At 30.9% G+C, this 25,859-nt stretch carries 23 protein-coding genes; 10 read left to right on the top strand and 13 right to left on the bottom strand.

Annotated elements, in window-relative coordinates:
* Positions 1-131: 131 nt before the first annotated feature.
* The 8 genes from N508_RS04475 to N508_RS04440 all read left to right on the top strand — a co-directional run bounded on the left by N508_RS04475 (position 132) and on the right by N508_RS04440 (position 6,810).
* Positions 132-1,061, top strand: coding sequence for an MOSC domain-containing protein (locus tag N508_RS04475; RefSeq protein WP_023275208.1), 930 nt, complete (start codon positions 132-134; stop codon positions 1,059-1,061).
* Positions 1,046-1,942, top strand: a complete 897-nt coding sequence (locus N508_RS04470) for a DNA polymerase III subunit (protein WP_023275207.1) — start codon at positions 1,046-1,048, stop codon at positions 1,940-1,942. The genes N508_RS04475 and N508_RS04470 overlap by 16 nt, the downstream gene beginning before the upstream one ends.
* A complete protein-coding gene (locus tag N508_RS04465) occupies positions 1,929-2,744 on the top strand; it encodes a PSP1 domain-containing protein (protein ID WP_023275206.1) in 816 nt (271 codons plus the stop codon). Before N508_RS04470 ends, N508_RS04465 begins: the two co-directional genes overlap by 14 nt.
* 20 nt (positions 2,745-2,764) lie before the next feature.
* Positions 2,765-4,684, top strand: coding sequence for a methionine--tRNA ligase (gene metG, locus N508_RS04460; RefSeq protein ID WP_023275205.1), 1,920 nt, complete (start codon positions 2,765-2,767; stop codon positions 4,682-4,684).
* Position 4,685: 1 nt separating this feature from the next.
* A complete protein-coding gene (locus tag N508_RS04455; protein WP_023275204.1) occupies positions 4,686-5,480 on the top strand; it encodes a TatD family hydrolase in 795 nt (264 codons plus the stop codon).
* Between the two features lie 2 nt (positions 5,481-5,482).
* Entirely contained in the window at positions 5,483-5,851 is a 369-nt protein-coding gene (locus N508_RS04450; protein ID WP_023275203.1) for a response regulator, read from the top strand.
* 20 nt (positions 5,852-5,871) lie between these two features.
* Entirely contained in the window at positions 5,872-6,339 is a 468-nt protein-coding gene (locus N508_RS04445) for a universal stress protein (RefSeq protein WP_023275202.1), read from the top strand.
* 102 nt (positions 6,340-6,441) lie between these two features.
* Positions 6,442-6,810, top strand: coding sequence for an META domain-containing protein (locus N508_RS04440; protein ID WP_023275201.1), 369 nt, complete (start codon positions 6,442-6,444; stop codon positions 6,808-6,810).
* Between the two features lie 1,176 nt (positions 6,811-7,986).
* Here N508_RS04440 and N508_RS04435 read toward each other — a convergent pair.
* The 13 genes from N508_RS04435 to N508_RS04375 all read right to left on the bottom strand — a co-directional run bounded on the left by N508_RS04435 (position 7,987) and on the right by N508_RS04375 (position 21,172).
* Positions 7,987-9,111 carry a hypothetical protein gene (locus N508_RS04435; protein WP_023275200.1) on the bottom strand — a complete coding sequence of 375 codons (1,125 nt, stop codon included), beginning with the start codon at positions 9,109-9,111 and terminating at the stop codon, positions 7,987-7,989.
* A gap of 16 nt (positions 9,112-9,127) precedes the next feature.
* Positions 9,128-9,829: a response regulator transcription factor gene (locus N508_RS04430; protein WP_251930667.1), complete on the bottom strand. Its 702-nt coding sequence runs from the start codon at positions 9,827-9,829 to the stop codon at positions 9,128-9,130.
* Positions 9,830-10,924 (bottom strand): hypothetical protein, encoded by a 1,095-nt coding sequence (locus N508_RS04425; RefSeq protein WP_155944388.1) that lies wholly within the window; start codon positions 10,922-10,924, stop codon positions 9,830-9,832.
* On the bottom strand, positions 10,914-11,900 hold the full coding sequence (gene moaA, locus N508_RS04420; RefSeq protein ID WP_023275197.1) for a GTP 3',8-cyclase MoaA: 987 nt from the start codon (positions 11,898-11,900) through the stop codon (positions 10,914-10,916). The genes N508_RS04425 and moaA overlap by 11 nt, the downstream gene beginning before the upstream one ends.
* The gene (gene tatC, locus N508_RS04415; RefSeq protein ID WP_023275196.1) at positions 11,893-12,687 is read right to left on the bottom strand and encodes a twin-arginine translocase subunit TatC; all 795 of its coding nucleotides are present in this window, start codon (positions 12,685-12,687) and stop codon (positions 11,893-11,895) included. Before tatC ends, moaA begins: the two co-directional genes overlap by 8 nt.
* 4 nt (positions 12,688-12,691) lie before the next feature.
* A complete protein-coding gene (locus N508_RS04410) occupies positions 12,692-13,060 on the bottom strand; it encodes a twin-arginine translocase TatA/TatE family subunit (RefSeq protein WP_023275195.1) in 369 nt (122 codons plus the stop codon).
* A gap of 81 nt (positions 13,061-13,141) precedes the next feature.
* Positions 13,142-13,681 carry a TetR/AcrR family transcriptional regulator gene (locus N508_RS04405; protein WP_023275194.1) on the bottom strand — a complete coding sequence of 180 codons (540 nt, stop codon included), beginning with the start codon at positions 13,679-13,681 and terminating at the stop codon, positions 13,142-13,144.
* 794 nt (positions 13,682-14,475) lie between these two features.
* On the bottom strand, positions 14,476-16,521 hold the full coding sequence (locus N508_RS04400) for a sodium-translocating pyrophosphatase (RefSeq protein WP_023275193.1): 2,046 nt from the start codon (positions 16,519-16,521) through the stop codon (positions 14,476-14,478).
* Between the two features lie 52 nt (positions 16,522-16,573).
* Entirely contained in the window at positions 16,574-17,131 is a 558-nt protein-coding gene (pth, locus tag N508_RS04395; protein ID WP_023275192.1) for an aminoacyl-tRNA hydrolase, read from the bottom strand.
* A gap of 3 nt (positions 17,132-17,134) precedes the next feature.
* Positions 17,135-18,079, bottom strand: a complete 945-nt coding sequence (locus tag N508_RS04390; RefSeq protein WP_023275191.1) for a ribose-phosphate diphosphokinase — start codon at positions 18,077-18,079, stop codon at positions 17,135-17,137.
* A gap of 1 nt (position 18,080) precedes the next feature.
* Positions 18,081-18,935 (bottom strand): 4-(cytidine 5'-diphospho)-2-C-methyl-D-erythritol kinase, encoded by an 855-nt coding sequence (gene ispE / locus N508_RS04385; protein WP_023275190.1) that lies wholly within the window; start codon positions 18,933-18,935, stop codon positions 18,081-18,083.
* Positions 18,935-19,576 carry a hypothetical protein gene (locus N508_RS04380; protein WP_023275189.1) on the bottom strand — a complete coding sequence of 214 codons (642 nt, stop codon included), beginning with the start codon at positions 19,574-19,576 and terminating at the stop codon, positions 18,935-18,937. Before N508_RS04380 ends, ispE begins: the two co-directional genes overlap by 1 nt.
* 24 nt (positions 19,577-19,600) lie before the next feature.
* The gene (locus N508_RS04375; RefSeq protein WP_023275188.1) at positions 19,601-21,172 is read right to left on the bottom strand and encodes a tetratricopeptide repeat protein; all 1,572 of its coding nucleotides are present in this window, start codon (positions 21,170-21,172) and stop codon (positions 19,601-19,603) included.
* A gap of 197 nt (positions 21,173-21,369) precedes the next feature.
* Here N508_RS04375 and ftsY point away from each other — a divergent pair, with 197 nt between their 5' ends.
* On the top strand, positions 21,370-22,320 hold the full coding sequence (ftsY, locus tag N508_RS04370) for a signal recognition particle-docking protein FtsY (protein WP_023275187.1): 951 nt from the start codon (positions 21,370-21,372) through the stop codon (positions 22,318-22,320).
* Positions 22,307-25,858 carry a hypothetical protein gene (locus N508_RS04365; protein ID WP_023275186.1) on the top strand — a complete coding sequence of 1,184 codons (3,552 nt, stop codon included), beginning with the start codon at positions 22,307-22,309 and terminating at the stop codon, positions 25,856-25,858. Before ftsY ends, N508_RS04365 begins: the two co-directional genes overlap by 14 nt.
* The last annotated feature ends 1 nt before the right edge of the window (position 25,859 follow it).

Raw genomic sequence — 25,859 nt, 5'->3', positions numbered from 1 at the left:
TATTCTCCATATATATATTACAATTTATAAATAAAAAAGTTCACTAAAAAATAAAAATATATCTTGTTGCATAAAATTTGATTTATTGATATGATATGAAATTGTAAAATGAAACAAATCAGGAGAATACAATGGGTAAAATACAGGCTATATCTGTAAGCGATAGAAAAGGTGTCATTAAAGAAAATGTGGATGCAGCTTTTTTTGAAAATGATTTTGGTATCAAAGGGGATGCTCATGCAGGAAAATGGCATAGACAGGTAAGTTTGCTTGCTCTTGAAAGTGTTAAAAAAATGCAGGAAAAAGGCTTAAAAGTTAAAAGTGGTGATTTTGCTGAAAATATAACAACAGAAGGTATTGATTTGCTTTCTTTTCCTGTTGGCACAAAATTGCAGATAGGCAGTATTGAATTAATCATTTCTCAAATAGGTAAAGTGTGCCACCATAAATGTGCAGTATATTATCATGCCGGCGAATGTGTTATGCCAAAAGAAGGTATATTTGGTGTTGTTCGCGGAAATGGTGAACTGCATGTTGGTGATGAAATAAAAAATCTTGGTAAAGATGGTTACTCTGTTGGTATAATCACTCTTTCTGACAGGGCAAGCAAAGGTGAATATGAAGATTTAACTGGTCCTGCTGTTGAAAAATATATAAGCGAAAATTTAAAAACATCTTTTATCCGTAAAGAAATTATAGCAGACGATAAAGATAAACTAAATATTACTTTAAAAGATTTTGCAGATATTCAAATGCTTGATTTAATAATAACTAATGGCTCAACAGGTATTTCACCAAGAGATATTGCACCAGATGTTACAATAGAAGTAATAGAAAAAAGACTATCGGGATTTGAAGAAGTTATGCGTGCAGAAAGCTTTAAAATAACTGTTAATTCTATAGTTTCAAGAGCTGTATGCGGCACAAGAAAAAACTCTCTTATTATAAACCTTCCCGGAAGTCCAAAAGGTGCAGTTGAAAACTTGTCATTCATTATGCCTGTAATTGAGCATACTATAAAAAAATTACAGGGAGATAAATCCGATTGTGCAGTAAGATAGCAGGTAATCTTAAACAGCAGGATTTTTTTAAAAGAGTAATAGCAAGTGGCAGGTTAAGCCACAGTTATATATTTTCTGGTATTTCTGGTATTGGAAAGAGAATGTTTGCCTGCGAGCTTGCTAGAAGCCTTTTTTGCAGGAATGGCAGCTATTTTACAGAATGTTCCTGCAGCAGCTGCATGCAGGTAAAAGCAGGCACATATCCTGATTTATATATATATGGTGGAAATGAATTAAAAGTAGAAAATATTCGCCAAATATCAGAAAGTGCTGGAATGACAGGGCTTGCTTCTAAATGGAAAGTTTTTATTCTTGATGAGGCAGAAAAACTTTCTAACTCTGCTCAGATAGTGGCAGGCAATGCCTTTTTAAAAACACTTGAAGAGCCCGGTGAAGACTGCTTGTTTTTGCTTATTACATCAAAATATGAAATGATTATGCCTACTATACGCTCTAGATGCTCTGTGGTGGATTTTGCTCCTCTTAGTGAAAGCGATATGAATAATATATTATCAAATATCAGACCTGATATGGATAATATGGCAGATATTATTAAAGTTTCAGGCGGGTCAGTTGAGCGGGCATTAATGATTGATGATTTAAAAATAGGCTCACTGATTAATGAAATAGAAAGCAGAAATTTTAAAAAATTTACAGATTTTGTGCTTAACTGTAATGATATTCAGATAATAAAATCTGTTATGGAGTTTATATATCCAGCAGCACTTGAAAAATATAAAACAACGGGTATATATTCATACTGTGCTTATGGCGAGTATATACTGGAAATGTTAAAAAGGCTCAATTATAATATTAATATAGATTTAGCAAAACATGATTTTGTAAGTAAAACATATGAGGTATTTAGTGAAAGAATATAATGCGGTAGGGGTCATATTTAAACGGGCAAGTAAGATATATGATTTTTTATGCGAAGGGTTTGATATAAAACATGGCGACTTTGTCGTTGTAGAATCAGATAAAGGGGAGGATATGGCACGGGTATGTGCTGCTCCTAGAATGATTAGTGTGCCTGATGAGCAGGTAATGAAAAAAATTCTGCGTATTGCTGATACTGATGATTTAAAAGCAAGAGAGCAGAATTTTAAAGATGAGCCAAAGGCTTTTGAAGTATGTAAAAAATTAGCTGCTGATGCAGGACTTGATATGAAACTTTTATCAGCTGAATACTGCCTTGATAGAAGCAAAATTACTTTTTATTTTACATCAGAAGGCAGGGTAGATTTCAGACAGCTTGTAAGGGATTTAGCACGAGTTTTCAGAACTCGTATAGAAATGCGTCAAATAGGTGTTCGCGACGCAACTAAAATGGTTGGCGGATTTGGTCTTTGCGGCAGAGAGCTTTGCTGCACTAATTTTTTACGCCGTTTTGATAATATATCTATAAAAATGGCTAAAAACCAAAACCTGATTATGAGCCCTAATAAAATATCAGGTGTATGCGGCAGATTAATGTGCTGCCTTATGTTTGAAAAAGAGCAGTATGGCTGTGAAGGCTGCGAATGTGATGATATAGAATATATTGAATTAAATGATACTCTTGACGGTCTTTTAGAAGAAAATGATGAAAATATTATAAAAATATCAGGCAGTAAGGAAAATAATAAATACAATAAGCATAATAAGTATAATAAGCACAACAACAATAGTAAACAGCAGTAATTTAAGGATTTGAGGTAATTATGAGCCAGAAAAAAACATTTTATGTAACAACACCTATATACTATGTAAATGATAAACCCCATATCGGTCATGCATATACAACTGTTGCAGCTGATATTATCAGCCGTTATAAACGCATGTGTGGTTATGATGTATTCTTTTTAACTGGCACAGATGAACACGGGCAGAAAATGGAGCAGTCTGCAGAAAAGCAGAATATGAAACCTATAGAGCTTGCTGATAAAAATAATGCAAGGTTTAGAGAACTTTGGAAAATATTAAATATATCTCATGATGATTTTATACGCACTACTCAGGAAAGGCATAAAAAATCAGTGCTTGCAATTATTAAAAAAATGCAGGAAAAAGGTGATATATATCTTGGTGAATATGAAGGCTGGTATTGCACTCCCTGCGAAGCATACTGGACAGAAACTCAACTTATGGAAGGAAACCTTTGTCCAGACTGTGGCAGAGAAACTGCTAAATTAAAAGAATCTTCATATTTCTTTAAAATGAGTAAATATCAAGATGCTATTTTAGAACATATTAATAATCATCCAGAATTTATCCGCCCAGAATCAAGGCGTAATGAAATCATATCTTTTATTAAAGAAGGTCTTAGAGATTTATCTATCAGCCGTATTAATTTTTCATGGGGTATCCCTATGGAAGAAAACTCTAAACATGTTATATATGTATGGGTAGATGCACTTACTAACTATTTATCAGCATTAGGATATTTTGATGAAGAAAGCGATAAGAAAAAATACTGGCCTGCAGATTTTCATTTAGTAGGTAAAGATATTTTAAGGTTTCACACAGTATACTGGCCTGCAATGCTGATAAGTGCTGGAATAGAACTTCCAAAATCAGTATTTGCTCATGGCTGGTGGACTGTGGACGGGCAGAAAATGTCTAAATCTATGGGTAATGCAATAGACCCTGTATGGCTTTCAGAAACTTTTGGTATAGATGCTTTTAGATATTTTTTAATGAGAGAAGTGCCTTTTGGTCTTGATGGTGATTTTTCATTTAAAGCACTTATTCATAGAATAAATGGTGATTTGGCAAACGATTTAGGAAATCTTGTTTCAAGAACAATCGGCATGGTTAAAAAATATTTTGATGGAGTGATTCCTGCTTATACAGATAAAGATGAGCTTGATGAAAATGTGCATAATGCTGTATCTAAATCAGCTCAAGAAGCAGATATGCACTTAAATCAAATGGCTTATAATAAAGCACTGCTTTCTATATGGGAAAGTATTGGTGCAATGAATAGATATATTGATGATGCAAAACCTTGGGTTTTAGCAAAAGATGAAGCTAATAAAGGCAGACTTGGCTCTGTGTTATATACAGTGCTTGATGGATTAAGAGCTGTTTCTCATTTAGTATATCCATTTATGCCAGATACTGCTTTTGAAATACGCAGGCAGATTGGGGCAGATGATAATATTAATTTATCAGATGAAAAAGCACTTTGCGATGTATGTATTTTAAAAAGCGGCATAAAACTTAACAATAGTAAAAATATATTTCCAAGGATAGATGAAAAAGAAATGCTTGAAAAAATAGCAGCACCTGCAAAAGAAGAAAAGAAAGAAGAGCATACGCTGATAGATTTCAGTGTTTTTGAGCAGGTGGAATTAAAAGCAGGTAAAATAATAGATGCAGAGAATGTGAAAAAAAGCGAAAAACTGCTTAAATTAAAAGTAGATGTTGGTGATGGCGGCAGAATAATTGTTGCAGGTATTGCAAAAAGTTATAACCCTGAAGATTTAAAAGGTAAAACTATTGCAGTAGCTGCAAACTTGAAGCCTGCTAAATTAATGGGTATAGAATCTCAAGGAATGGTTTTAGCAGCTTTTGACGGGGAGTGTCATAATGTTATGATACTGCCAGATACAGTGCCAGCAGGAACTAGAATAAAATAATATGGAGATTAATTTTTGGACAGATACCCATGCACATATTCATGATGATGAGTATGGCAGAAGTGTTGATGAATTTATAAGCCTTGCCAGTGATAAAAATGTAAAGCGTATAATCACTATCGGCATAGATTATGATGACAGTATTAAGGCATTAAAAACAGCAGAACTCTATGATAATATATATGCTGCTGTTGGAATGCACCCAGAATATGCAGATAAATATATAAGAGATAGAGATTTTGATAAGTTTTTTGAGCTTGCCTCTAATAAAAAAGTAATCGCAGTAGGTGAAACTGGGCTTGATTTTTATTATGAAGAAAACCCTGATGAAAAGTATCAAAATATTTTATTTCAAGATATGGCAGATATTGCAGGCAGGCTTGATAAAGCTCTTGTGATACACAGCAGAAATGCAGCACAGGAAACTATTAAAATATTAGATGAAGCAATAAAAAAACACAGCAAGTTAAAAGGTATTTTCCACTGTTTTGATGGAAAAGAGTGTGTGCTTGACTGGATAAAGGATAAAAATTTTTACATAAGCTATGCAGGTAATGTAACTTTTAAAAATGCAGATAATTTAAGGTATGCTTTATCAAATACACCATTAGACAGGCTTTTAATAGAAACAGACAGCCCCTATCTTGCACCTGTTCCTGTTCGTGGAAAGAAAAATATGCCTGCAAATGTGTCTTATACTGGCGAATATGTTGCAGAATTTTTAAATATACCATATAATATACTTATGGAGCAGTTAGAAAATAATCTCCAAAAACTAATGAAGGGGGTATGGTAGTAATGAATGTTAAAAAAATACTTGTTATTACAAATGATGATGATGTATTTACAAAGCTGCATTTTGAATTTGATGCAAATAAATATGAACTGCAAAGACTTACTAACCCGCTTTTATCTGTTGAAATTTTGAATAACAATAATTATTATGCAGTAGTTGCTGATTTAAGTATGAAAGAAATATTTATGGTGGATATGCTTAATAATATAGGCTTTGTTCATACAAATATGCCTGTTGTGCTTTTATCATCAAATATTACTGCTGATGATATATTACTTACTTATGAATTTGGTTTTTTAGAAATTTTACCTAAGGATTATAAAAAAGGTGAAATAAAAAAACTAATAGAATGTGCAGTAATAAGTTCGTAAAATTATAAGGAGGTGTTTATATGAATCCTGTAAAAAAAATACTTTTTCCTACTGATTTTTCAGAAGCATCACACTATGCTTTAGCATACGCTGTAGAGATGAAAAAAATCTTAGGTGCAGAGCTTGAAATAGTGCATATCCTTTTTGATGAGGGAAATATTGTTGCATTTTACATACCACAAATGGGTATGCCTATGCAGAATTTATCACCAGATTTTGAAGATGGTGCAAAAAAACAGTTTGATGAATTTGTTGCTAATGCTCCAGAATTAAAAGATGTTGAGTTTACAACAAAAATATTAAGAGGTAATCCTTACAGTGAGATTATCAAAGAGGCTGAAAATGGCAGCTTTGATATGATTATTATTGGAACTCATGGCAGAACAGGTTTAGAGCATGTATTATTTGGCTCTACTGCTGAGCTTGTTGTCCGCAAAGCACCATGCCCAGTTTTAACTGTCCGTCCAAAAGGCAGTAATGAAGCATAATATAATTATATAAGCCTGCTGTGAGTTATTATACTTTTAAAATTTTAAATGCTTTTTTTAAGTTTAATAAATATCAGTGGGCTTTTTTTGTATGGAAGTAAAATGAAAAAATTAATATTATCAGCAGTATTATTATCTCTTTTTATATTTGGCTGTAAGGCAGGAAATATGGAAGAAGTTATTAATAAAAAAGAATACAGGCTTGCGACTAATCCAAAAATAACTATAGGGTTTGATAATGGTTCTGTCTTTGGTTCCAGTGGAGTAAACAGCTATACTGGCTCATACTCTATAAAAAATGGCAGTATCACTTTTGGAAATATGGGTTCAACTATGATGATGGGATTAGAAGAAGATATGGATAATGAAACAAAATATCTTTCAAGCCTAAAAGAAAGCCTGCCTGTAAAACTTGATAAAGATAATAATCTTTTAATTGGCGAATATTTATTTATTCCAAGAGAGAAATAATGATTTGTATTTAAAAAATCTCAATTTAAATTAGTCTGAAATTATTTTTAGGCGAAAATCTAAATTACATATGTGACACGGAAACAGGCTCAGGACGAGCCGTCTTTAGTGAGCGATGGGAGCATTTACTGCGACCAAGTGTGTTTTTTCAAATTCAAGGACGAATTTGAAAATAAAGGATAAATAAAGATACTTCGCTATATTTCAAGCTCAGTATGACCTTATTTGATTTATAAGCTGCTTATATGGGTTAGTCCAACTTTTTTGAATAAGTCTATAACAAAATATATAACTGTCATACCGCCGCAAATCTCATAAAGTAATATTTTGTTATTTCATTCCTTATGCTCCAATTGTATAATCACTCTCAATTTTTTCTTCATTGCTGCTGCAACTCGCTTCGCTCAGACAATCAGACAGCAAACCATTCCAAAAAAATTGTTCATATAAAATTAAGTCGCAAAGATAATGAAATAACCTAGTGTATCTGCTTTAAGTGGAAATAATCAATAAATAATTTTTATTTTATAAAAACTATGTATTTCGGTTTTCACATTATCAGTCATTTTAAGCCTGATTTGTAAAGGCGAAAAATCTAAATGATATATATTGCAGTAGTGAATAATATATTTAAATTATTTTTTTTTAGATACTTCGCTTATAAGTCAAGCTAAGTATGAGTTTATTTATTTTATAAGCTGCTTATATGGGTTAGTCCAACTTTTTTGAATAAGTCTATAACAAAATATATAACTGTCATACCGCCGCAAATCTCATAAAGTAATATTTTGTTATTTCATTCCTTATGCTCCAATTGTATAACCATTCTCAATTTTTTCTTTCAGCCACTTTTTTTGATTCCTCACTTCTCAGTCGGAAAAAAGTGTCCTCGCAAAAAACGCTCGCATTGCTGCTGCAACTCGCTTTGCTCAAACAATCAGACAGCAAAACATTCCAAAAAAATTGTTCATATAAAATTAAGTCGCAAAGATAATGAAATAACCTAGGATATATGCTTTAAGCGGAAATAATCTATAAATATTTCATTTATTAAATAAGATTATATTGATTTCTTATAATCAAAATTACTGCCTGAATTTTTATAACTGTCAAATAGCAGAAATAAATTAGTCTATGCTTATAATAGAAAATACATTCTGCTATTTTTCTGCCAGTTTACTTTATGCCATAAAATATAGGAAGTATTTTTTCTATCTGCATAGTTTTACAGGTATCAGCATTATCTTTACAGTATTTTTCAACCATATCTTTATATAATTTTAATGATATATTTAGTGAATTTATTATATATTTATCTTCAGAAGTATTTTTAAATATATATTCTGTATTATTATCATATTTTATTGCAAAATTTAAAAGATATGTTCCTTTTCTATAAAGCATATAGTTATATACAAGTGCTGTATGGTCATTTAGTTTATCGCTTATGGTAAGCCTTGTATTATGATAATTTATTATTAACTGATTGTTATTATATTCCTGATTAAATGGTGAGAAAAAGTTGGAAAAAACAGGCAGTCTTTCATAAAGTGTATATACATCATTATTTTTAATATAAAGCATAAAATATTTAAAGTAACTGTTATTGTTTTTATTTAAGCATGCAGTAATATAGAAATCTCTGCCATTAATATTAAATTCTGAAACTGGCTGCATTGTTTTTTCATTTATAACATTGATTTTAGTATGATTATTTTCGCATTTAATATCTTCAAGTTTAATATTAGTTTGAGTGTTATAAAAAGGTCTGCCATTAAAAGATAGCAGGTTATAAACAGCCATTTTATTAATAAAATAATCCATATTAAAGTCTTTCATATTTAAAAATTCTTTTGTATGGTCTTTAAATATATTTTCCAGAAGAATATAATATGAGCCTTTGCTGACAACAGCAGTTTCTTTAATAATATAAGCTATATTTTTAGAATAAATAGTTTCTTTGCATGTTTGAAGTATATTATCAGCTAAATCAAGACCCATATTATTATTTATATTTTCATTATATTCATCATCACATGTCTGAATATCAGCAGGCATATTAATACTTAATATTTTTGCTGTATTAGGGTTAGTATTATCAAGAATGTAATTAATAATATTTCTTGAAACTATATCAATAACAGTATTTCTTGCATTTTTTTGTAATGAAATATCAGCATATCCACTTTCAATACAAGTGCCTGAAATATACTGCTGGCTATATATATCTGTATTTGATACTGCAAAAGAATAAAAAGGACATACAATAAAAATTATGCAGACTAAAAGTAATTTATTCATATAGAGCCTTGAAATTTTACTTTGCAATTTTATATCCAATACCTGAAACTGTCTGTATAATGGAAGGATTTTTAGGATTTTTTTCAATTTTCTGCCGTAAATTTTGTATATGAACATCTAAACTTCTGCTCCATCTGTATAAAGTATTTTTTCCCCATAAATCTTCAATTATAGTATCTCTGTTTAATGTTTCACCAGCATTTTTTGCAAAATAAACAAGCAGTTCAAATTCTTTAGGTGTCAGGTTTACAGGTATATTATTATGTGTAGTAACATGCCGTTCAGAGTAATCAATCTTCAGACCTTGAAAGTTAATAATACCATTTTCACTGTCATCATTAACTTCTATATGCTTATCAGACCGTCTTAAAACAGCTTTTATTCTGGCAATAAGCTCCATATTTTCAAATGGTTTTGAAATGTAGTCATCTGCTCCATATTCTAAACAGATAACTTTATCAGACACACTGTCATTAGTTGAAACCATTATTATAGGAATATCACTTTCCTGTCTGATAAGTTTACACAGCTGCTGACCGTTTATATCCGGCAGTGATATATCTAAAAGTATAACATCAAATTTATCACTGCGGAATTTGTCAAGGCCTTCCATACCAGTATTAGCAGAAATAACATTATATTTTTCCAGTGTTAAAAACATATTAAGCAGTTCGCAGATTTCTTTATCGTCATCTACTATTAATACAGTTTTATTCATCTATATAACACCTTTATTTGAACAGCTGTCTAAAAATCTGCTTAATTCATCATTATTTAAAGGATTAAGCCCAGACTGAATAAATGCAGCATTAAGTTTTTCATTTTCAGGCAGTGCAATATGATAGTTTAAAGTGTAATATTTTAATATAAAAGCATAAAATGATTCCATATAGTTGCTTTCATCAACATTATCTGCTATTTCTGATAATGTATTATTATAAAATATTTCCTGAAATACTTTATTTCCAAAAGAATACATATCACCTATATTTATAAGAAGTCTGCCACCTTTTGTTAATTTTTTGCAGGCTTCTTCAATTAATGTAATAAAATAAACTACATTATCATAGCATTTTGCATTTATTTCAAGGCCATCAAAAAGTGAAGGGGCAGTTTGGGCTTTCTGTCTGTTAAGGATAACATTTTGAGCTTCTATCTGGCTTATAAAAGTATCCCCTGCAAAAATATCTTTGTGTATATTATCTATATCTTTATAATCTGCTGCAATATTTATTGAAAATGAATGTATTGCTTTGCCTGCTGTAATAAGTCCTTCCCGCAGGCTTTCATACACTGGGTTGCGGATAGTTAAACCGCTTGATAATTTCTGCACATTATAAATGCTGTCCTGCAGGGCATATTTAATAACAGCTGCAACAGTTTTTGGAGCAGTAACAGCATTAAAAAGAGTTGTTATGCTTCCCAAAAATCCAGAATAAGCATTCATAATAACACTGCTTGCAGAAATTACTAAATCATAATCATATATATTTTTATTTACAAGCATTGGTGCTCTGCCTGCACATGCACCAAAAAATACATAATCATTTATATCACTTTGGTTAAACACAGCCTGATACTGCATATATTTTGATGGGATATTATCAGAAATAACTGCAAATTTTTTACCATGGCATAAATCTTTTGTATAATCATAAATTTCTATATTTATATCAGGGCTTGCAATAAATAATATACTGCTGCTTTCTTTAATAAGGCTGGAAAGGCTTTCGCTCATTAAAGGATTATTTTCTACTGCATTAATTACACAATTAATATCAGTATTTATTGTTTTTATAGGTTTATCCGCCAATCTTAGACATTGTCCGTTTAAAATCATGATTTTGTTCCCCAGTAGTAATATTATGCTCATTATGTTTTATATTTAATGACTGCATAATCTGTTTTATAAGCATTTCTTTATCTTTATCCTTTATAGCCTTTTTAATATCTATTTCATTATCTGATAAAAGGCATGGTCTAATTTTTCCGTCAGCAGTAATACGCAGTTTATCACATTCTGAACAAAAATGTTTAGAAATAGGTGTAATAATACCAATAATACCGCCGTTATTAAGTTTATAGTTTACAGCAGGACCAGAGTTTTTATCTTTTAACATTTCCTGCGGCTCAAAATCTTTAAGGCGTTCTATAATCTCACTGCCATATACAATATTTTTCTCATTCCAGTTTTCAGAGTTGCCAATAGGCATAAATTCTATAAACCTGCATATTATATTATACTTTGCAGAAAGCTCTGCAAACTTAATAATTTCATCATCATTAAAATCTCTTATAATAACAGAATTTACTTTTATAGGTGCAAAGCCTGTTTCAGCAGCTTTTTTTATTCCTGCAAGTATTGCATCTGTTTTATCAACACCTGTAATATATTTATTTCTTTCAGGTATAAGAGAATCAAGGCTTATATTAAGCCTTTTAACACCTGCATTATATAAATCTGCAGCATATTTTTCTAAAAGTGAGCCGTTTGTAGTAAGCATTACTTCTGAAATATTTTCTATTTTTGTAAGTTTGTCTAAAAACTGGCATATTCCCTTTCGCACAAGTGGTTCGCCACCTGTTATTCTTATTCTGTTTACACCAAGAGATGCAAATACTTCACTGGCAAAAAGAATGTCTTCATACCTTAATATATCTGAACATTCCACCATTTCAAAATCATTATTAGGCATACAGTATTTGCAGCGAAAATTACATCTGTCTGTAACTGATATGCGTAAATATTTAAGCCGTCTTCCAAATTTATCAAATGTTTCTTTATTCATAAATTGCTACTTCTTTTATATTTTCAGGCTCTCTGCCAAACACTCTGGCTATGTATATACTAAGCTGATAAAGCATTAGTAAAGGCAGTGCCATTGCAAGTTGAGATATAACATCTGGAGGGGTTAGAACAGCTGCTGAAATAAATATAATAACAATTGAATATCGTCTGTATTTTATAAGCATTTCATCATTAATCACACCTATTTTTGCAAGCAGAAATATTATTGCAGGCAGCTCAAAAACTATACCAAATGCAAGCACTAAATGCACTACAAATGAAACATATTTTGACATAGAAAGTGTTGCGTCTACATTATATGCAGGGTTTGCAGCAAATCCTAAAAAGAATTTAAATCCAAATGGAAAAACTATAAAATAAGCAAAAGCAGCACCAAGAATAAAAAGAATAGAAGCAAAAGATACAAATCCGTATATATATTTTCTTTCATGCATATAAAGCCCCGGAGCAATAAAAAGCCACAGCTGATAAAGAATAAAAGGGGTAGATACCATAAGTGCTGCAATAAACGAAACTTTTACTTCTACAAAAAACATTTCTGTAACTTCTATCATAGTCATTGTCGCATTTTCAGGCAGTGCAGCAAGTATTGGTGCCTGAATAATCTGCACAAGTTTTTCTCCTTGTGAATAGCCTGCAATAAAAAGGACAATTAAAATTAAAATAATGTATTTTAAGCGTTTTTTTATTTCTTCCAAATGTTCAACAAGTGGATATTCTGTCTGCACTTGTTTTGATTTTTTATTAACATTTATATTGTTTGACACTGCCTTAACCTTTATTTTCTTCTGTTTTATTAGTATTTGTATTTATGTTAGATGTGTTTTCTAATGCTGCTGTTTCTAATTTTGTAGGTTTTGGGTTATCATCAGGGTTTGATACAAATTTATCTTCCCACTGACTTCTATAATGTTCAGCATAAGAGTTTATCTTATCACTGCTTGTTTCTTTTGTTCTGTTTGATGTTCTAAGGTTATTATCGTCTATATTTACTGTCTGCTTCATTTCATTAAATGTCCGCTTAAATTCGCCATAACCTTTGCCTATAGATTTAGCCACATCAGGCAGTCTTTTAGGACCAACAACAAATAATATAACAAGAGCAATTATTGCAATTTCCCACATACTTAAACCAAACATTGAAGCGCCTCATTTCTTATAAATATGCTATTACTATGCAATATTTATAAATAAATTTCAAGTAAAAATAAAGATAATGCTTTATTCAAACACTTTTTCTTGTAAAATATTTTCTTTTATTGAAACAAGATTTTTTAAAGTAATATCTTTATTTTCTTCCCATAGTAAAAAAATGCCGTGAAGACCGAAAGATAAGAAATAATGGGCATAGGATTCATCTTTACCTGCCTGTCTGTTTGTTTTAATAAAATGCATATTTGCCATAAATTTTAATGATATATTTATAAATATTGGTGTTATATTTGGAATAAATATAAATTTTTTAATATTTATATTATTATCAATGGCATAAAAATAATTATAAATCAAATCATAAAGGGAAATTATTTGACTGTCATTAATATACTGTTCCAGTTCTTCAAAAAATATGTTTAAATAATATATTACAATTTCATCTTTTGATTCAAAAAGATAATAAAATGTCTGTCTTGAAATATCTGCTTTTTTACAAATGTTTTTTACTGTTATGTTATTATATTCTTCTTGTTCCATTAATTCAAATAATGCTTCTAATATTCTTTTCTGCGATTTTAAAGCTGTTTTATTAGTTTCTTTATACATTTTCATCACCTGTTATTTTATTCTTTTATATATATAAAAATTTTTTTTAAAAAATCAATTTTAATAGATGAAATATTTATTGATTATTTCCGCTTAAAGCAGATACCCCTAAGTTATTTCATTATCTTTGCGACTTAATTTTATATGAACAATTTTTTTGGAATGTTTTGTCAGCTAAAAGTCTTGAGCGAAGCGAGTTGCAGCAGCAATGCGAGCGTTTTTTGCGAGGACACTTTTTTCCGACTGAGAAGTGAGGAATCAAAAAAAGTGGCTGAAAGAAAAAATTGAGAATGGTTATACAATTGGAGCATAAGTAATGAAATAACAAAATATTACTTTATGAGATTTGCAGCGGTAAGATAGTTATATATTTTGTTACAGACTTATCCAAAAAAATTAGATTAACTCGTATAAATAACTTATAAATTAAAAACAGATAATTAAATATATTATATACTACTGCAATATATATAATTTATATTTTTCGTCTTTAAAAATCAGGCTCAAAATGACTGCAATGTGTGAACTCTATGTTATACTGAGAGTGATAAGGCGAAGTATCTAAAACACAAATGATTTAAATATATAATACATTATATAAAAACAGATAAAAGTTTTGTTTTCCATAAGTTTTTATATATTTTTACATTATTCTGTAACACCTAATATCATTACTCGTCCACTTGAATTACTAATTTTTTAACACTTATTTTGACAGCCTGATATAAATTATTTGATAATTATAAAAATAACAAAACGGGGAAAGTTTTGACTTTCCCCATAATTTATTTTGTCTATAAGTTTGCAAGTATTGGTGCTATAATTAAAGCAACAATACTCATTAATTTTATTAATATATTCATAGCAGGACCAGATGTATCTTTAAAAGGGTCGCCAACAGTATCGCCAACAACAGCAGCTTTGTGAGCTTCGCCGCCTTTTGCTTCACCTTCAACTTCACCTTTTTCTATTGCTTTTTTAGCATTATCCCATGCACCGCCAGAGTTTGCCATAAGTAATGCAAGCAGCACACCAGTTACTGTTGCACCACCAAGCATACCGCCAAGAGCTTCTTTGCCAAGAATAAAGCCTACTATTACAGGCATAGAAGCAGCTAAAACACCGGGCAGTATCATTTCTTTTAATGCTGCACTTGTGGAAATATCAACACATCTTTTCGGGTCTGGTTTAACACCAGCTTTGCCTTCTAAAAGTCCGGGTATTTCTCTAAACTGTCTTCTTATTTCTTCTACCATTTTACCTGCAGCTTTACCAACTGATGTCATAGTTAATGCACCAACTATAAATGGCAAAAGACCGCCTATAAATGTTCCAACCATAACATCAGGGTTAGTTAAGTCTATTTTATCAACTTTTGCTGCAGCTGCATAAGCAGAGAAAAGTGCAAGTGCTGTTAAAGCTGCAGAGCCTATTGCAAAACCTTTACCCATAGCAGCAGTAGTATTGCCAAGAGAGTCAAGATTATCTGTAATTTTACGAACATCTGCACCTAATCCGCTCATTTCTGAAATGCCGCCTGCATTATCTGCAATAGGTCCGTAAGCATCCACTGTCATAGTTACACCAACAGTTGCAAGCATACCAACAGCTGCTATACCTATACCATAAAGACCAGCAAGCTGAAAGCTTGTAATAATTGCTGCACATATTATTAAAATAGGCCAGATAGTAGATTCAAGACCTACTGCAATACCTTGAATAATATTTGTAGCAGGGCCTGTTTTTGATGCTCTTGCAATACGCATCATTGGTGAGCCTGATGTATAAAATTCAGTAATTAAGCCAATAAAAGTTCCTGCTAATGTTCCGCATAATACTGCATAGAATATATTAACTGAAACCTGCAGAATACCTGTTATGCCAAAAAAAGCAAACACAAGGAAAAGACCTGCACCAATAAAGGTAGAATAACGGAGAGCTTTTGCAGGGTCAGAATTTTTTAATATTTTCATAGAAAATACACCGATTAATGAAGCTATTAAACCAAGTGTAGCAAACATAAGCGGAGTAAGCATTAATGCAGAGCGTCCTGCTTCTTCTGATAATGATGGAGCAAGTGTGCTTACTGTTGCTGCTGCAGCTGTTGCTGCTATTGCTATTGTTGCAATAATAGAGCCAACATAAGATTCAAATATATCTGCACCCATACCAGCAATATCTCCAACATTATCGCCAACATTATCAGCAATAACACCGGGGTTTCTAGGGTCATCTTCAGGGATACCAGCTTCTACTTTACCAACTAAGTCTGCACCAACATCAGCAGCTTTTGTGTAAATACCACCACCAACACGAGAAAAAAGTGCAATACTTGATGCACCCATTGCAAAGCCGTTTATATACTGAGCATTTTCAGGCGAGCCAAGCAGTATGAATAATAAGCCAACACCAAAAAGCCCAAAAGATGCAACAGAAAGCCCCATAACAGCACCACCGTTATATGATACTGATAAGGCTTTAGCAAGACCTGAGCTTCTTGCTGCTTCAGATGTGCGGACATTGGCTTTTGTTGCAGCACTCATGCCAAAAAAACCAGCAAGCACAGAGCTTACTGCACCAAAAATAAATGCGGATGCGGTTTTTATACCAAGCCCCGGAGCAAATATCATTAATACAGCAACTATGATAATGAATACTGCCAACACTTTGTATTCTCTGAAAAGAAATGCCATAGCACCTTCATGAATAGAAGCTGCAATATCCTGCATTTCTTTGCTGCCGTCAGGCTGCTTTTTAACTGCCTGATAGATTGTAAATGCAGCAAGAATACCAATTATACCTATTACAGGTATGAAAAGAGTATAGTTTGTAAAATCCATACTGTCCCCCTATATTATAGCCTTTTGTCTGGCTTTAAATTTAAAAAATATATCATTTATTATAAACAGTCATTGCTTTTTGCAGACCATTATTTAATACATCTATTACCGCATCAGCCCCTTTATTTAAAAAATTCTCATAAAGAGCTGTTTCTTCTGGCTTATATTTTCCTAAAACATAGCTTATAACATCTTTTGAATTATCTCTGCCTATACCCATTTTAAGCCTTGGAAAATCCTGAGAACCTAGACACTCAATAATAGATTTAAGCCCGTTATGACCGCCTGCAGAGCCGTTATGCCGCAGTTTTAAAATATTAAATGGGATATTCATTTCATCATGAATAATAAGAATATCCTGATGAATGATTTTATAAAAATTAGCAGCAGCAGCAACAGATTTTCCTGATAAATTCATAAATGTATAAGGTTTTAGCAGAAATAACTTTTCTTTATTATATTTTATTTCAGCAAATGCACCATCATATTTATCACTCCATGAAATATTTAATCTTTCTGCTAATATATCTATAACATCAAAACCAATATTATGGCGTGTATTTTTATATTTATCTCCAGGGTTGCCAAGTCCTGCCACTAATTTTATCATTTACTAATTACCAGTAAAAAGTGAGCTGATACTTTCTTTATTATGTATTCTTTCAATAGATGTTGCAAGTATACCGGCTACTGAAAGAATTTGTAATTTTGTAAAATCTTTAAGCCTTGTATTATCAATAGTATCTGTTATGATAACTTTTTCAATAACACTGCTGCTTATTCTATCTATTGCAGGTCCTGAAAGAATACCATGAGTAGCCATAGCTTTAACACTGACTGCACCATGTTCCATTAAAGCAACAGCTGCTTCTGTAAGAGTGCCGGCAGTATCTATCATATCATCTATTAATATACATTTTTTGCCTGCAATTTCACCAATAACATGCATAACCTTTGCAACATTAGGACCTGAGCGGCGTTTATCAATAATTGCAAGAGGCATTCCAAATTTTTTTGCATAAATTCTGGCACGAGCCACACCACCAGCATCAGGTGATACAATAACAGTATCATCATTACATAAATTATTGTCCTGCATATATTTATAAAATACAGGAAGAGCATAAAGGTTATCAACAGGAATATCAAAAAATCCTTGAATTTGTCCTGCATGTAAATCCATTGTAACAACTCTGTCTACACCTGATGTTGCAATTAAATTTGACACAAGTTTTGCAGTAATAGGCACACGAGGTTCGCTTGCTCTATCCTGCCTGCTGTAACCAAAGTATGGCATAATAGCTGTAATAGTATTTGCAGATGCTCTTTTTAATGCATCTGTCATTACCATAAGCTCCATAAGATTAGAGTCTGATGGTGCATTTGTAGGCTGAACAACAAAAACATCTCTTCCACGAACACTTTCATCGATTTTAACCATTATTTCTCCATCAGAAAATTTTGAAACAGTAGCTGCTCCAAGCCTCATGCCAAGGCGTGAAACAATACTTTCTGCCAGACTCTTGTTAGAGTTGCCTGAAAAAATTAAAAAATCCATTTTAACCTCTTGCAGCGGTCACCGCTTTTTCTATAAAATATGTTTTAAAATTATTTTTTGCTTTGTTGTATGCTTCTTCCTGTGTCTGCTTATCAGGATATACTGCAAAAACAGTAGAGCCTGAGCCACTCATTAATGCAAAGCCTGCTGTTTCTGTATTTAAAAAATAGACAATATCTTCTACCTGTTTATGTATAGAAAACACAGCCTGCTGCATATCGTTTTTCATTATACTTTTTAATTCATTAAAAGTATATTCTTTTTTAATATTGATAGTATTAAGTTTAGTCAGTTCTAAATTTTCACTGTTATAAATTTCTTTTGTAGAAACATAAATATTTGGATTTATTATAATAAAATAAAGCTCTGGCAGTTTTGGAGCAGGTGATAAATCTATCCCCCTGCCTGAAGCAAGCTGAGGAATATTTTTTAAAAAGAATACTGTATCGCTTCCAACCATAGCCATAATTTCAGCCATCTGCTCATAACTTAAAGAAAGGCTGCTTATTTCATTAACTGCTTTTAAATAATATGCTGCATTGGAGCTTCCGCCGCCAAGCCCTGCACCAAATGGAATATTTTTTTCAAGTGTAATATGAAAATTATCATGCAGATTATATTTTTCTTTTAATATATTATGAGTTTTAATAATTATATTGTCTGCATTTTCTGGTATATTTTTATTACTGCATGTTAATGTTGTTATATCTGCCTTTTGAATAGAAAGTGTATCATATATAGAAACAGGGTAAAAAAGAGTATAAATATTATGGTATCCGTCAGGACGCCTGCCTAAAACATATAAAAAAAGGTTTACTTTTGCAGGACAAAGGTATGTATATATTTTATTTTTCATTATTTTGAGCTCCAGCCTGTTTTATTTAAAAATTTAACAGTAACTTTTCCTTCTGGTGCTGTAACAGTAATTGCTTTTAATATGTTGTCATCTTTATCCCATAAATATTCTGATGTAATATTTCCATATATATATTTATAAAGTCTAAATTTGTCATCAGCATATAATTTTGTGCCGTCTTTTTCTGTAAATATATAAGATGAATTACTGAAAGTTATTGTATAGCTGCTGGCATTTGGCACTCTTTGTGGAGTTTTAAAAAAACTTATTATATGAAATATGGATTTATCTGCAATTTTTTTAATATCTTCACTATTCTGGTTACTTCTAGTCTGCACTTCCAGCTTTTTATTTTCATATCTAATAGAAGCAAGGGGATTATTTAATGCACCTAATACATTAATCAATGCATCATCGTTGCATTTTTTATTTAGAAGCACTGAAAATGATATACTCTGCTGTTCTTCAAGGTTCACTACTGCTCTTCCCCTGTAACTGCATAAGTTTGGAGTGTTTTTCACTGTTAATGCTGCTGCATTTTCAAGAGTAAGTGAATTATCAATATGATAATTTGTAAGAGAACAGCCACTGCTTATTGATAAGAGTATGATACAAACTGTTGTAATATAAAAGTTTTTCATAGCAATAAACCTTAAATAAAATTTTTATTTTCCCATAGCTTTTTTTACAGCATCTAAATGGTCATACAGCTCTTTCTCTTCTGGCATATATTTTAATGCTTCACTTATATATTTATATGCTTTTTTATAATCTTTCTTTTTGTAATACACCCAGCCAAGACTGTCAAGATATGCACCGTTTTCAGGCTCTTGTTTTAATGCTTTTTCTATTAAAACAAGTGCTTCATCTAAATTTGAGCCAGTTTCTGCATACATAAACCCTAAAAAGTTTTGGAAAACTGGGTTTTCAGGCTCTATTTCAAGGGCTTTTTTTACAAGTTCTAATGTTTTATCTATATTTTTTTCTTCTTCATATAATGATGCAAGGAATGAAAGCACTTGAGTATTAGTTGGATTTTCTTTTAATGCTTCTTCTAATATAAGTATAGCTGTTTTATTATCTTTATCTATTGAGTAACATTCTGCTTTTAATAGATAATAATCTACATCACGCTCTACTTCATCTATAAGATTAATATATTTAAGGGCATCTTTTGTTCTATCCTGCAGAAGATATACAACTGCAAGGCGTTTTAATGTTTGAGCATAAGCTGGGTTAAGGTTTAATGCACCAAGATACATTTTTTCTGCTTTATCATAATTTTTAGTATATTCATAAAACTTGCCTGCTATGTAATAGTTAATTGTTTCATCTGGTGCAAGAGTGGTAAGCTCTTCAAAAACCTGTCCTGCTTCTTCATATCTGCCTGATTTATTAAGCACATCTCCAAGCTGCATAAGAATAATAGCTTTTGATTTGCCATATAATTTTTCTGCCAGCCTTTTATATACATCAATAGCTTTATCAAAATTGCCGCTTTCTGTATATATTTTACCAATATTCTGCTCAATAACAGCACTTATATTTTCATTATTAATACTAACTTCTTCTAAAAGTTTTATAGCTTTTGCTTCGTTATTCTGCATAAGATAAATTTCTGCAAGCATAAGTTTTGCTGTGCTGTTATTATCTATTTTTATGGACTTTTCTAAATCTTTAATGGCTTGTTTTTTTTTATTTTGAGAAGAATAAATATCGGCTCTTACAATATAGTATTGTGAGTTTTCAGGGTCTTTTTTTATTAATTCATCTGTAATTTCTAAAGCACGCTTGTATTTTTTTAATTCTGATGCGAGCAATGCAGTATTTAAGGCATAGTCTGGGTTTTCTGCTATACTGCCAGCAATTTTCAGGCAGTTTTCCATATATTCATAAGCTGCCTGTGTGTTGTTTTTATATGTTTTATATATTGATGCTGTTAAATGAAGATATTTTGCTTCTTTTGGAAAGTTATGCACTGCTTGTTTTGCAGTTTCAAGACTGTCATCTATAAGCCCTGCATTTAACTGATTTTCTATAAGAAAATCATAAATATACATAGATTTTTCATTTTTCAATATATTTTTTAAAACTTCTGCTGCTTCTTTATAGTTTCCATTTAAACTTAACTGTTTTGCTTGAATAAAAAGGCTTGTGTTAGACTGCTGTGCATATGCAGGGAATATGTATATAAATAAAGACAAAATCATAAAAAAAGATAATAAATTCTTTTTCATTAACTACTCCATTGTAATTTAATTAATCTATTTTAAACTACTATTATAATAAAGACAATATTTATTTTTTACTTAATAATATGCAGCATATTTCTTGTTAGTTAAGAGCATTCTAGAATTTACAGTAATTCTTTTATTGAACTTTGCCAAGTTTTATAATAACATATCGTTTGAATTTATATTTAAATGAGGATAGTATGGGTTTATTTGATTTTTTCAAAAAAGATAAACAAAGTGAAGATAATCTTAAAAAAGGTATGAAAAAAACTTCCGGAAAATTCCGTGATGGTCTTTCGTCAATATTTTTAGGCAGAAAAACTATTGATGATGATTTATTAGAAGAGTTAGAGGAGTTTTTGATTACAGCAGATATTGGTCCACAGGCTGCTGATATGATTATAGAAAAAGTCCGAAATGACTATACTCGCGGCACATTAAAAGATTCTGAGCGTATTCTTGATGCTTTAAAGCATACATTAACAGAGCTGTTAAAAGATACAGAAGATTTCAAAGAAGATATGTCTAAAAAGCCTTATGTTGTGCTTGTATCTGGTGTAAATGGTGCAGGTAAAACAACAAGTATTGCAAAAATTGCTAATATGTATAAAAAAGCAGGCAAATCAGTAATGCTTGCAGCAGGCGATACTTTCAGGGCAGCAGCAGCAGACCAGCTTGCAGTGTGGGGGCAAAGGCTTGATATTCCTGTCATAAGACAGCCAGATGGCAGTGACCCTGCTGCTGTTATTCATGACGGCATAATGAGTGCAAAGGCAAAAAATATAGATGTATTAATTGCTGATACTGCTGGCAGACTTCATACAAAACATAATCTTATGCAGGAGCTTATAAAAATATATAAAGTGGCAGAAAAAGCTCTTGGATATCCTGTGCAGGAAAGTTTAATAGTTCTTGATGCTACAAGTGGACAGAATGCTCTGCTTCAAGCAAAAATGTTTAAAGATGCAGTAAATGTCAATGGTGTTGTGCTTACAAAACTTGATGGCACTGCAAAAGGCGGTGTTGCTGTGAGAGTAGTAAGCGAATTAAAACTTCCTGTTCGTTATATAGGTTTTGGGGAAGGTATAGATGATTTACGCCCCTTTGATGCAGAAAGATTTGTGGAGGCTATGTTTAATGATGAAAAATAAAATATTAGCTGCAGTAATGAAAAAATTATATTTGTTATGTGTTATTATATGTTTGCTGCCAGCATGCAAAAAAAGTGAAGAGTTTAATATTGATAATATTAAGGCTCCAAAAGATTATGTGCTTTTTGAAAAAGCTGATAATAAACTTGATGTTGAAAATGCTGGAACAAATAAATATAATAAAGAAACTTCTTATGCTTTTTTGCTGGATGTTTCAAAAGAAAATGACTATGAGAAATATTTTCCTAAAAAATATGTTATTGGTGAAGAAAATAATTATAATTTAGATAATGATGCGGCAAAAAAACTTGATGAATTTTTAAATAATGGAGTATCTATAAATGATGCATATAATATCATATCGTATGTATATATAAATAAAGAATTTTTGACAGAAACAGCAAACTTTGGAAAATACTGTTTTCCTGAAGGTTCCTTTGAGCAGGATAAGATTTATAAAAATGATATTAGAAACAAATGTTATGCAGATTTTGAAAAAGGCACAAGGTTTTACAATAAAGTAAATTTATCCCTTTTGAAAGCAAGGAATATGCTTTTATATGCTCTTGATAATGATTTAAAAGAAGAAAGTGATAAAATAAAAGCTGATGCACATTTAATGATTGCTGTTTCTTATATTGCTTCAGATGAGTTATACAGATTAGAAAAAATTAAAGAGCATGCAGCTCTTTGGAAAGAACTGGGCGGAATAAGTGTAAATATATTTGATGATGATATTAATAAAAAAATGACATCTTTGCTGACTTATACTGCATATAATGAAAATACAGGTGTTGTGGAGATATTAAGAGATAGTGCTGAAAAAGGTTTTATGGATTTAGTTTTATCAAAAGGCGGCATATATAACTATTTAAATGATGATGATTATATTCCTGTTACTGTAATGAAAAGAGGGGATAAATATGCTTTAAATCCGTTTTTTATTGAATATGAAAATACTGGCATTGATACATATATGGCAGATATTGTGGAGCCTTTGCATAAAATAAATAATAACCATTATGATTTACAAAAGAAATATGATGTGCTTTATGATAATCCTGTATATATTTTAGCATTAAATGGAGCAGTATATACTGTTGAAATTAATAACGGCATGCCTTTAAAAGCAGAGTTCAGAAATCCTGCTTATTTCCGCACAGGTTATTTAAACAGAGAAAAAAACAATCTTCCTAAAATATCAAGCGAATATGAATATGGTTATATTCAAAAAGATTATATAAAATATGATAATAATGGAAAAGCTGCAACAGTATGGAATGGCGATATAAGAGAGCAGCAGCCAGATAAAAGCAGATTATTCAAGTTTCGTGGTGTTGTGGACTGTTTAAATGATACAGAAACAGGCACTGCTGAAATCTGCGGTAATAGAGAAAGTATGATTATGGCTAAATATCTGTATAAATTAAAATGCGACGGTAAAAAAGACTGTTTTATTAAAAGCAGTGATATAAATGGCAGATATATGAATAAAAATGTGTCTGAAAATACCGAAAATACCGATTTTGATGATGAACCAATTAATCTTTATATAGATAAAGACTTGTTAAATAAATATGAGTTAAATGAATATGATGAATATATTGACGGGCTTAATTATTCCCGTTTTTTATCAAGATATGATGATATTTCAGATAATGATTTTCTTTTAAGAGAAGATTATACAAAAGATGATATTATTGGTTTGATAGCAGACACATTAGTTGGATCATTACGAGTGCAGCACAGAGAAAATTGGTATAATATATTTTATTTAGGATATAAATATGATGATAGCAAAAGCACACAGCTTTCCTGCTCTGACGAACTTTTAAAAGGCAGTATTCACAAGACAAAAGATATGGAAATAAGCAGAACGCGTGGTCTCTCATTTCGAAACAGGAAAATGCTGAAAGCTGCTAATTTTCTAAGAGACAATATGGAAAATAATAAGGATAGATTTTATTATATACTTTCTCTTTATCTATTGAACGGGCTGCATAATATAGATGAACTTCAAGACAAAATCAATTATTTATTAATTGAAAATAATGTTACAAAAGATGATATTGTATCTTATTTATCTAATATTCACATTTATTATGCTGATGATATTGCAAATCTTATAACTGTTATACCTGATTTAGATGCTTATGACCCCGTTATGTCTTTTAATAAGCTTAAAGATATGGGACTTTTGCCTTATGCTGCATTTAATAAGGGGTATTTTGATATATATAATGATGATTTTTATGAAATGGTGCAGATTGAGAAGTTTAATGAATTTTCTATTCTTACTATTTTAGAAAGCAAAGTGCTTGATGATAAATACAGCTATCTATACCCAAGATATTATAAATTAGATATGGAAGAACAGGGTGACAGTAATTCTTACAGACCACAGCACTGCACAGATAATGTATATAATGGTCATTTATATATTTTCCCATTTAATAATAAGACTTATATAGTAAATACAACAGAAACTGAAAATAAAATAACTAAAATGGAAATCCGTTCCCCTTATTTTTTCAATACAGAATATGAAAAAAATTATTCTATAAATGCAATTACAGGAAAAGATACAGAAGATATTAAAAAACAAAAATTACTGCACGGTGTTTCAAATATGGGAACATTTTCATATATAGATAATATTGTATATCAAAAAGAATATGATAGAGAGCCGCAGTCTCCGCTTGGCGATGTGGATAAAGCAAAGGAAAGACGGGGGGATAAAATTTTGCCTGAGCAGGTAAAAGAACGGTTTAATATTTCCAAATTTGATAAAAAAGATATTATGAAAGCTGTAAATGAATATATTGATTATTTACAGGAATTTTCTTCGCAAACACTTATTAAAAACGAGCTTTATTTTTATGACATATCTGCAAAAAAAGATAATCCAGTAATCATTGCAGCAGCTTATTTTTATGATAAAAAAAATGATATAACCTATAACGACGGTGTTGGCATAAAAAAGGAAATACTTTTTATAGTTAATAATAAAAATCTTAAAATACTTGATAAAGAGGCAGCAAAAGAGATAGATAAAATTATATCAGATGATAAATATTATAAATCATTAATATCTAATAATGGAGATACTGCTTTTATAGGCTTTATCAGGTCAGATAACAATATACTTGCAGTAAGTATTATTGATAATAAAGTTGGCTATGGCTTTTTCCCTGCATACTATTATAAAAGCGAAAAAGTTATTATAGATAAAGTTGAAGAAATATCTAATATGATACTTCCTGTTTTAAGAGAAGAAGCAAAAATTAATTGTAATGACGGCTGGTATCAAGAAATGCTGATATGCACAAACAGACCTTTGCTTACAGCAAAAGCATATATTGAAAAACTTTATAAAATAAAATCAGAAAATGCATCTAAATATTTTTATCCTAATGATGTTGTAGAAAACTATGAAATGATTTATAAAGATTTTCAGTCTCTTAATTCCTGTGCAGATAATATGCAGGATAAATGTATGGAAAGTATATTATCTTATGCAGATATTTTCAGCAGGTAAG

The sequence above is a fragment of the Mucispirillum schaedleri ASF457 genome (assembly GCF_000487995.2).
Taxonomy (GTDB): Bacteria; Chrysiogenota; Deferribacteres; order Deferribacterales; family Mucispirillaceae; genus Mucispirillum; species Mucispirillum schaedleri.
This window is presented reverse-complemented; position numbering and strand designations above follow the sequence as displayed.

Bases quoted from the DNA above. Each gene is read 5' to 3' on its own strand.
- pth (WP_023275192.1), bottom strand. From the start codon at position 17,131: ATGATAAAATTAGTGGCAGGACTTGGCAACCCTGGAGATAAATATAAA.
- N508_RS04445 (WP_023275202.1), top strand. From the start codon at position 5,872: ATGAATCCTGTAAAAAAAATACTTTTTCCTACTGATTTTTCAGAAGCA.
- N508_RS04380 (WP_023275189.1), bottom strand. From the start codon at position 19,576: ATGAAAAACTTTTATATTACAACAGTTTGTATCATACTCTTATCAATA.
- N508_RS04405 (WP_023275194.1), bottom strand. From the start codon at position 13,681: ATGTATAAAGAAACTAATAAAACAGCTTTAAAATCGCAGAAAAGAATA.
- ftsY (WP_023275187.1), top strand. From the start codon at position 21,370: ATGGGTTTATTTGATTTTTTCAAAAAAGATAAACAAAGTGAAGATAAT.
- moaA (WP_023275197.1), bottom strand. From the start codon at position 11,900: ATGAATAAAGAAACATTTGATAAATTTGGAAGACGGCTTAAATATTTA.
- N508_RS04365 (WP_023275186.1), top strand. From the start codon at position 22,307: ATGATGAAAAATAAAATATTAGCTGCAGTAATGAAAAAATTATATTTG.
- N508_RS04440 (WP_023275201.1), top strand. From the start codon at position 6,442: ATGAAAAAATTAATATTATCAGCAGTATTATTATCTCTTTTTATATTT.
- N508_RS04390 (WP_023275191.1), bottom strand. From the start codon at position 18,079: ATGGATTTTTTAATTTTTTCAGGCAACTCTAACAAGAGTCTGGCAGAA.
- metG (WP_023275205.1), top strand. From the start codon at position 2,765: ATGAGCCAGAAAAAAACATTTTATGTAACAACACCTATATACTATGTA.
- N508_RS04375 (WP_023275188.1), bottom strand. From the start codon at position 21,172: ATGAAAAAGAATTTATTATCTTTTTTTATGATTTTGTCTTTATTTATA.
- N508_RS04430 (WP_251930667.1), bottom strand. From the start codon at position 9,829: ATGAATAAAACTGTATTAATAGTAGATGACGATAAAGAAATCTGCGAA.
- N508_RS04435 (WP_023275200.1), bottom strand. From the start codon at position 9,111: ATGAATAAATTACTTTTAGTCTGCATAATTTTTATTGTATGTCCTTTT.
- ispE (WP_023275190.1), bottom strand. From the start codon at position 18,935: ATGAAAAATAAAATATATACATACCTTTGTCCTGCAAAAGTAAACCTT.
- N508_RS04455 (WP_023275204.1), top strand. From the start codon at position 4,686: ATGGAGATTAATTTTTGGACAGATACCCATGCACATATTCATGATGAT.
- N508_RS04400 (WP_023275193.1), bottom strand. From the start codon at position 16,521: ATGGATTTTACAAACTATACTCTTTTCATACCTGTAATAGGTATAATT.
- N508_RS04410 (WP_023275195.1), bottom strand. From the start codon at position 13,060: ATGTTTGGTTTAAGTATGTGGGAAATTGCAATAATTGCTCTTGTTATA.
- N508_RS04450 (WP_023275203.1), top strand. From the start codon at position 5,483: ATGAATGTTAAAAAAATACTTGTTATTACAAATGATGATGATGTATTT.
- N508_RS04475 (WP_023275208.1), top strand. From the start codon at position 132: ATGGGTAAAATACAGGCTATATCTGTAAGCGATAGAAAAGGTGTCATT.